The organism is Spiroplasma sp. Moj (genome assembly GCF_016082285.1).
Classification (GTDB): domain Bacteria; phylum Bacillota_I; class Bacilli_A; order Mycoplasmatales; family Mycoplasmataceae; genus Spiroplasma; species Spiroplasma phoeniceum.
In genome coordinates this window covers 2391-3926 of sequence record NZ_MQTY02000096.1, presented here as the reverse complement: position 1 = coordinate 3926, position 1536 = coordinate 2391, and the positions used below count along the sequence as shown (strand labels likewise).

The following is a 1536-nucleotide window of genomic DNA, read 5'->3' as shown; positions in this document are numbered from 1 at the left end:
GTTACCATATACTTTTTCATTTTAATCTCCATTCTAATTTAAAGACTAAATCAGTGGTCTAAAATGTATATGGTTTTCACAAAAATATCTTATTAATATTATTGACTAAATTAAAAAAACATCATATGATTAATATTGAAAAATGTTAAAGTAGCTAATGCTCACCTATGCCCTTTAGTGTGGTTAATAGGTTTTACAAGATAAAATTAAAGTTTTTAATGATTATATTTTAATCATTTAAGAAGATAATTCTTGTTAATGAAAGCGCTACTTTTGAGCGTTTTTTTAATTAATTAAAATGGAGGTATTAGATGAATCAACCCACTAAAAACAATAAAAATATCGAGCAAGTAAATTATGATATTAGAGCACGTGAAGTTTTAATTATTTTAGATGATGGTAATAAAGTTGGTCCTTTAGGGCGAAATGAAGCAGTTCGTTTTGCTGAAGAAAAAGGTTTAGATTTATTGTTAGTATCAGCTGCTTCAAATCCACCGGTAGCAAAATTGGTTGATTATGGAAAATATAAATACGAACAAAAGAAAAAAGAAAAAGAAAATAAGAAAAATCAACATGTAACTGAAAATAAAGAGATGCGTTTACGAACAGGAATTGGTGAACATGATTTGGAATTTAAGGCAAAAAAAGTGCGTGAATTTCTAACTGATGGGAACCGTGTTAAAATTTCTTTAAAGTTTCGTGGTCGAGAAGTTGCAAGACCTGAATATGGCAAAGAAACATTAGATAAATTTTTTAGTTATATTGAAGATTTGGCAAAGATTGAAAAAGAACCCCAGTTAAATGGCTTGTTTTTAGATATGTATGTTGTACCAAAAAAATAATTAATTAAATTAACTTTTAAAAGAAAAGACAAGGAGGAAAATTTATGCCAAAAATGAAAACGAAAAAATCTTTAGCAAAAAGAGTTAAAATAACAGGAACAGGAAAATGAAAGATTGCGCATGCATATACTTCACATTTAGCCCAAAATAAAACAACAAAACAAAAACGTCATTTACGTAAAGCTGGTTTAATGGACCAAACTGATCAGAGTCGATTAAAACAACTATTACAAGGATAAAGAAAGAGAAGGGAATATTAACAAATGGCAAGAGTTAAAGGCGGAACAACAACAAGAAAACGTCGTAAAAAAATTATTAAAGAAGCAAAAGGATATTTTGGAACAAAATCAACGCATTACAAAAAAGCAAAAGAACAAGTAATGAAATCATGAGCGTATGCTTTTCGTGATCGTAAGCAACGTAAAAGAGATTTTCGTTCATTATGAATCCAAAGAATTAATGCTGCAGTACGTGAACATGATATGTCGTATTCACAATTTATGAATGGTTTAAATAAAACTAACATTGAAGTAAATCGTAAGATGTTATCAGAATTAGCAATTCATAATCCAAGTGAATTTAAAGTGTTAGTAGAAAAATCAAAACAAGCGTTAAAAAATTAACAAAACTACTTTTCTGAAAAGTAGTTTTTTATTTTAATATTAAGTCCGTTTTCTTATCTTGGATTTTTTNT

General features: G+C 27.9%; 3 protein-coding genes. All 3 read left to right on the top strand.

The genetic code is table 4. The features are described from left to right. The first annotated feature begins 311 nt into the window (after positions 1 to 311). Genes infC through rplT form a run of 3 tightly spaced genes read left to right on the top strand, consistent with a single transcriptional unit; the run spans position 312 to position 1465 of the window. Positions 312 to 842, top strand: coding sequence for a translation initiation factor IF-3 (gene infC, locus BST80_RS04480; protein WP_415746146.1), 531 nt, complete (start codon positions 312 to 314; stop codon positions 840 to 842). Positions 843 to 886: 44 nt separating this feature from the next. Continuing rightward, positions 887 to 1081 carry a 50S ribosomal protein L35 gene (gene rpmI, locus BST80_RS04475; RefSeq protein ID WP_126820923.1) on the top strand — a complete coding sequence of 65 codons (195 nt, stop codon included), beginning with the start codon at positions 887 to 889 and terminating at the stop codon, positions 1079 to 1081. 24 nt (positions 1082 to 1105) lie between these two features. Next, the gene (rplT, locus tag BST80_RS04470) at positions 1106 to 1465 is read left to right on the top strand and encodes a 50S ribosomal protein L20 (RefSeq protein ID WP_415746145.1); all 360 of its coding nucleotides are present in this window, start codon (positions 1106 to 1108) and stop codon (positions 1463 to 1465) included. Positions 1466 to 1536 lie beyond the last annotated feature (71 nt).